Annotated in this window: 8 protein-coding genes; 3 read left to right on the top strand and 5 right to left on the bottom strand. The window is 57.6% G+C overall.

The window, feature by feature from the left end; translation table 11 throughout:
• Window positions 1-52 precede the first annotated feature (52 nt).
• The 3 genes from QKD99_RS11295 to erm all read left to right on the top strand — a co-directional run bounded on the left by QKD99_RS11295 (window position 53) and on the right by erm (window position 2,794).
• A complete protein-coding gene (locus tag QKD99_RS11295) occupies window positions 53-763 on the top strand; it encodes an IS6-like element IS1628 family transposase (RefSeq protein WP_347951471.1) in 711 nt (236 codons plus the stop codon).
• A gap of 593 nt (window positions 764-1,356) precedes the next feature.
• Window positions 1,357-1,590 carry a recombinase family protein gene (locus tag QKD99_RS11290; protein WP_224784272.1) on the top strand — a complete coding sequence of 78 codons (234 nt, stop codon included), beginning with the start codon at window positions 1,357-1,359 and terminating at the stop codon, window positions 1,588-1,590.
• A 349-nt stretch (window positions 1,591-1,939) separates the two neighbouring features.
• Window positions 1,940-2,794 carry a 23S ribosomal RNA methyltransferase Erm gene (gene erm / locus QKD99_RS11285; protein WP_049172293.1) on the top strand — a complete coding sequence of 285 codons (855 nt, stop codon included), beginning with the start codon at window positions 1,940-1,942 and terminating at the stop codon, window positions 2,792-2,794.
• A 70-nt stretch (window positions 2,795-2,864) separates the two neighbouring features.
• Here the strand turns inward: erm and QKD99_RS11280 are convergent, their stop codons facing one another.
• From QKD99_RS11280 to QKD99_RS11260, 5 genes are all read right to left on the bottom strand, one after another.
• Window positions 2,865-3,218 carry a type IIL restriction-modification enzyme MmeI gene (locus tag QKD99_RS11280; protein ID WP_347951470.1) on the bottom strand — a complete coding sequence of 118 codons (354 nt, stop codon included), beginning with the start codon at window positions 3,216-3,218 and terminating at the stop codon, window positions 2,865-2,867.
• Between the two features lie 494 nt (window positions 3,219-3,712).
• Complete coding sequence (locus QKD99_RS11275) at window positions 3,713-4,027, bottom strand: NIPSNAP family protein (protein ID WP_174232238.1); 315 nt, start codon at window positions 4,025-4,027, stop codon at window positions 3,713-3,715.
• Window positions 4,028-4,126: 99 nt separating this feature from the next.
• Window positions 4,127-4,456, bottom strand: a complete 330-nt coding sequence (locus tag QKD99_RS11270) for a multidrug efflux SMR transporter (protein ID WP_003849969.1) — start codon at window positions 4,454-4,456, stop codon at window positions 4,127-4,129.
• Window positions 4,453-4,812 (bottom strand): SMR family transporter, encoded by a 360-nt coding sequence (locus tag QKD99_RS11265; protein WP_048733039.1) that lies wholly within the window; start codon window positions 4,810-4,812, stop codon window positions 4,453-4,455. Before QKD99_RS11265 ends, QKD99_RS11270 begins: the two co-directional genes overlap by 4 nt.
• Complete coding sequence (locus QKD99_RS11260) at window positions 4,809-5,354, bottom strand: TetR/AcrR family transcriptional regulator (RefSeq protein WP_034666346.1); 546 nt, start codon at window positions 5,352-5,354, stop codon at window positions 4,809-4,811. The genes QKD99_RS11265 and QKD99_RS11260 overlap by 4 nt, the downstream gene beginning before the upstream one ends.
• Window positions 5,355-5,489 lie beyond the last annotated feature (135 nt).

Here is a 5,489-nt window from a genome sequence, read left to right as displayed (position 1 = left end):
TGCTGTTGCAAAGTTGGGGCAGTAGGAAGACCGGCGTGGAATAATCAGGTCCATGGGCATCTTCTCCGGTCGGCAGTTCCCTCGTGAAATCATCCTGTGGGCGGTGCGGTGGTACTGCCGCTACGGCGTGAGCTATCGCGACCTCGAAGAGATGGTGACCGAGCGGGGAGTGCCGGTCGATCACACCACGATCTACCGCTGGGTCCAGAAATATGCTCCTGAGCTGGATAAGAAGACCCGGTGGTATCGGCAAGTTCCTGACTGGCAGGCCAGGTCCTGGCGGGTGGATGAGACCTATATCCGGGTCGGGGGAAAGTGGTGCTACCTCTATCGGGCAATCACCGCAGGTGGCCAGACCCTGGACTTCTACCTCTCACCAAAACGCAACGTCGCGGCAGCGAAGCGTTTCCTGGCGAAGACGCTGCGGTCGAATAAATCGGCAGGCTATCCGCGGGTGATCAGCACCGACAAGGCCCCCTCACTCGCCAGGGCAATCTCTGAGCTGAAGGCGGAAGGCGTCTGTCCATCGACGGTCGAGCATCGTCGGGTGAAATACCTCAACAACGTCATTGAAGGCGATCATGGCCGGTTAAAGCGGATCCTGGGGCCGAAAGGAGCATTCAAAAACCAAACGTCTGCCTACCGGACGTTGAAAGGGATGGAAGCGATGCACTCATTGCGGAAGGGGCAGGGCACGATGTTTGCCTATGGTCACCCGAATCCGGATGCAGTGATTGTTAGCCGGGTATTCGAGACGGCCTGACAACACAGGCACATAGCGTTGATCACACAATAAAAACGGAGCTTTCTTGGCTCCCGCCCCAAGTTGCAACAGCACCATAATTTGACCAGTAGGTCCGTATACGGCGACTACTGCTTGGATTGGGTCCTCTGGATAACTAGCAGCATGGTTGGCTAAAGCCGAGATCTCCCCGCAAGGACCACCGAGGAAATGGTGCGCGTTCAAACCGAGTACGTGTTTTCCTGATTTGGTAAGGAGCGCTGCGGCTACAGTGTGGTCTTCTCCGTCCTGAAAACGCTGTGCATGGGTGGTTGCTTTGGCCAGTAAATTTCGAAGTTCGTTGGTAATCACTCTTTAAGGGTAATAATTGCCAACGCGCTTTATCTATGTGAAGACAGAGATCGTGAACACCGGGGTTTCTGAGATGTACCAATCGCTTACAAAGCAAGACAGGACCATACGAGGACGTTGAGTGGATAGAGCGTCGAGTTTTAAGTTCAATGTTAGCTAAGGGCCTTATTAAAAGCGTTTGGCAACACGCGCTCCTATTTACCTTCGTATCTCGCGAGACGCTGACGTGGATGGCCTCACCATCGACCGGCAGCGTCAGGACTGTGAAGCCATTGCAAAGCAGCGTGGCTTGGACGTTGGACATAGGACATAACTACGTCGATCAGTCCATTTCCGCGTCAAAGAAGAATGTGGCTCGCCCCGACTACGACGCCATGGTGGCATCCTTTGAACGCGGCGAAATCGACGCGATCATCTGCTGGGACCTCGAACTACCCGCCCCACGTCGGTGGGTAGTCCGATCAGTCGGACAAAACTACTCCCGCACCACAGCGTAATAAGGGGTGCACCTTAAAAACATCCGGAGGTGGGGGTAACTCCCCCTCGTTGCCCAGAGACAAAATACGCCAGTGGCGTCTGTACGACGAGCCGAAGGTAGGACAAATTCCAATCCAGAGAGGTCTTGCACTGTTGCGGTGCGGTTGTCTTCTTTCTCACCGTATTGGACCCTGCGAAATTAATTGGATACGATAGGCCCATGTTGATTTCAGGTTCCGTTTTCATGCGGCCGCTCACCAGCCGCTAAGGCGGTTTTCTCCCTCCCGCAGGTTAGAAACCGCTCCGGTCCTTTAGCCGGGCGGCCATTTGCCATGCCCGGCTCCGTTTCAACTCCACGGAGCACACCTGATGTCTACATACGGATACGGCCGTCACGAACATGGCCAAAATTTTCTCACAGACCACAAGATCATCAACTCCATCGTCGATCTTGTAAAACAAACCTCCGGCCCCATCATTGAGATCGGGCCAGGAAGCGGTGCCCTCACTCACCCGATATCCCACTTGGGGAGGGCAATAACGGCAGTTGAGGTAGACGCAAAACTAGCTGCCAAACTCACAAAAAAGACCGCCTCGGCGTCGGTCGAAGTGGTCCATGATGATTTCCTCAACTTCCCGTTACCCGCCACTCCCTGCGTCATTGTGGGAAACATTCCCTTTCACCTCACCACTGCCATTCTTCGAAAGCTGTTGCATGCGCCGGCATGGACTGACGCTGTACTCCTCATGCAGTGGGAAGTCGCTCGCCGCCGGGCCGGGGTAGGTGCAAGCACGATGATGACAGCTCAGTGGTCCCCATGGTTCACGTTTCACCTTGGTTCCCGAGTACCAAGGTTTGCTTTCCGGCCACAGCCAAACGTTGACGGGGGGATCTTAGTGATCCGCCGGGTGGGTGACCCGAAGATCCCGATAGAGCAACGCAAAGCCTTTCAGGCGATGGTGCACACCGTTTTCACCGCCCGGGGACGCGGGATAGGGGAAATTCTCCGAAGGGCAGGGTTGTTTTCATCACGTTCAGAGACACAATCATGGTTGCGCTCGCGAGGAATCGACCCCGCAACCCTACCTCCCAGATTGCACACCAGCGACTGGATCGATCTCTTCCAGGTGACTGGTTCCTCTTCACCGCGCCATCGGCCCATTTCACAATCGGGAAGTAGTCAACGCCCTCCTCAACGGAAAAATCGAGGCCGGCGGCGGTAATCCCCCCACCACCAAAACCGAAATCCACCAGTAGTAGTGAACGACCCATGTTCGTCTACCGTGAGCCGCGTTATGGCAGTGACGTGTTCTCGTCGGGCACAGTCATAGTTCCCGGCGTTGCCAGCGACAGGGTTCTACACCCAGCAGCGGGACCGATCAAAATCACCCGCACGGGGAACGACCCTGCTGGTGGTTTAGATTTTGATGAAAGCGAGGAGACATAGCCCCTCGCCAACTCCCCGTAGCTGGCGAACAGTAGCTCCTGGCGCTGGCGCTCGTTGGTGAGTTTGCGTGCCACATCGAAAGCCTTATCGACTTCCCGGTCCAAGTTGTTGTGAGCCTTGAGCAGAATTGGGTCCATCGATAACGGGTTGTAGTACTCCGCGAGTGACCGCTGGGGGTGCCGCTCGCGTGCCCGCAGCACCAACTGTCCAGCGTCGATGATTCGCTGCTGCGCCTTCTCATCTAGTTCACACAGAGCTGGTCCGCAGTTGTAGCTCCCGATGTACTCCGAAAAACGGAAAAAATAAATAGTGGGGATACATCAACCTTCCACTTTCCATTCTTCCGGCTCAGAGTATTGAGGGGTCTGGGACCGGGTCCGTAAACCCTTTATGTTTTTCGCGCACAGCGGTTTTTAGCGACGCACCCTATAGGTTTTCCGCAGAACTTATATGTGTTTCTGTGCACCCCATATGTTGTCTGTTTTAGCGGTATTTCGTTGTTAATTCCGCACGCGCGCATCAAATGGTTATTTATCGACGACACTCCGTGCCGCACCCCTATATTTAAGGATGTGGAATCGCCTACCCCTCCGGGTTAGAGCCCGCTAGATCCACTTCGCAATCGGGTACACCCATCTGTACGCGCTGACCTGCGGCGTTGTGGGTTGTGCCGAGCGTGCTGCCGGAGTCCCTTTCAGTGTCCCTGGGGTAGGAGCGGCCGCATGAAGGTGCGCTCGTACCGCAGGACGCACTCGGACTCGTCTCGAATCCGGTCAGCGGCGATGAAGTCCGAGTGGGTGCCGAACAAGGTGCGGTACTGCTCGTAGGCAGCCAGGCTGGGGAAGCTGAACAGGGATTCCGCACGGTCACTCACACCTTCCGCGGGTAGGTAGTACCCGTGGTGGGTGCCGCCGTGTTCGTCGACATGCCGCATCCAAGCGCGGGCGAACTGTTCAAAGGCTGCGATCTGGTCGGGGTCGATGGTGTAGTGGACGACACAGGTGATCACATCCACAACGCTAGGCCCACAGGCGCTCATTGGGGAGCCTTTGTCTGTGCGCCTCGTGGTGCAGCACACCAATCTGCCTGGTTTACCTGCGGAAATGCGTCAGTTCGCCAAGTTGGCGCCGAGTTCAACGGTGAGAACTCCGACGGCGATGAGGAGGATGCCGAGGGCCATGGTTCGGGTGAGGGGTTCGTGGAAGATGACCCGGGCGAGGATCGCGGTGAGAGCTACGCCGGATGCTGCCCAGATGCCGTAGGCGACGCCAAGGGCCATGCCGTCGGCCAAGGCGAGACTTAAGGCGACGAACGCCACGAGATACCCCGCGATGACGCCGATGAACCATTTCTTCACCCGGCCACCGTCGGAGGCTCGTAGCGACATGGTCGCGACGACTTCGGACAAGATGGCGCCTGCGAGGAAGATCCATCTCATGAGTTGACTCCTGCTTCCTGGGCTGCGGTTTGCTGAGCTTTCTGGGAGCCGAGTTCGACGGTGAGGACACCGCTGATGATCGCAACCATTCCAAGACCCATCACAGCGGTCAGAGGTTCACCGAAAATCGCGGCGGATAGCACGGCGGCGAGCACGACCCCGCTGGCTCCCCAGATGCCATAGGCGACGCCGATCTGCATTCCTTCGCGCAGGCAGAAGGTGAGGAAGACGAAAGTGCCGATGTATCCGGCAGCAACCACGATGTACCAGGATGGGTGATTGAGCGCCGCCTTGAGAGACAGCGTCGCCGCCACTTCGGTAGTGATGGCGCCAGCGAGCAGGAACCACTGCTTCATGGGGTTGTTCCTTCGATCAGGGAGCGAATGCTGGAGACGACGGCTTCGAGATCCGCGCCGTGGAGGGTGGACACACCTGTGGCCTGGGCGCCCCAGAGTCCGTCGGCGGCGAGTCGGGCGGTGGTCAGCCTGGCTCGGGTGGCGGCGTCGAGATCGTCCGGGAGTTCGAGCCAGCGGCCCATCCGCGTAGTCCACGGTTCGGTGAGTTCGGGCCGATACGTCGCTTGGCCCCAGATGATGAACTCGGCGCGCTTGGCGGCCCCGTGGGCGGCGACGTGAACGTAGCTCAGGAGCCGCTCGGTGGCGTTGGCGTTCTCGAGGGGCTTGCCAAGGGTGGCAGTCATGTCGTTCTCGACGTTGGCCGCAGCGTGGTCGACGATCGCGGCGAGCAGTACGTCGCGGTTGCGGAAGTGATATAGCAATCCCGGTTTGGTGAGCCCGGCCTCGTGGGCCACTGCGTCAAGGGTAATGTCGCCACCCTCCGCTGCGTTCATGACGCGGAGGGCAGCTTCCAGGATCTCGGAGCGCTGACTGGTTCGCATATAGCTAACTTTACCATTTGGTAGGTGAAGCCTTCAACTGCGGCCGCTGGTAGGGGCACCTGGGGTACACCCTATTGTTACGCTGGTTTGACGCGGAATGTTTCCTGTAAAATAGGGTGAATTCTGCCATTTCTT

The sequence above is a fragment of the Corynebacterium sp. c3Ub_189 genome (assembly GCF_039907195.1).
In the GTDB taxonomy this organism is placed as follows: Bacteria; Actinomycetota; Actinomycetes; order Mycobacteriales; family Mycobacteriaceae; genus Corynebacterium.
Note: the sequence above shows the minus strand (reverse complement) of the source record. Positions and strands in the feature narration are given on the sequence as shown.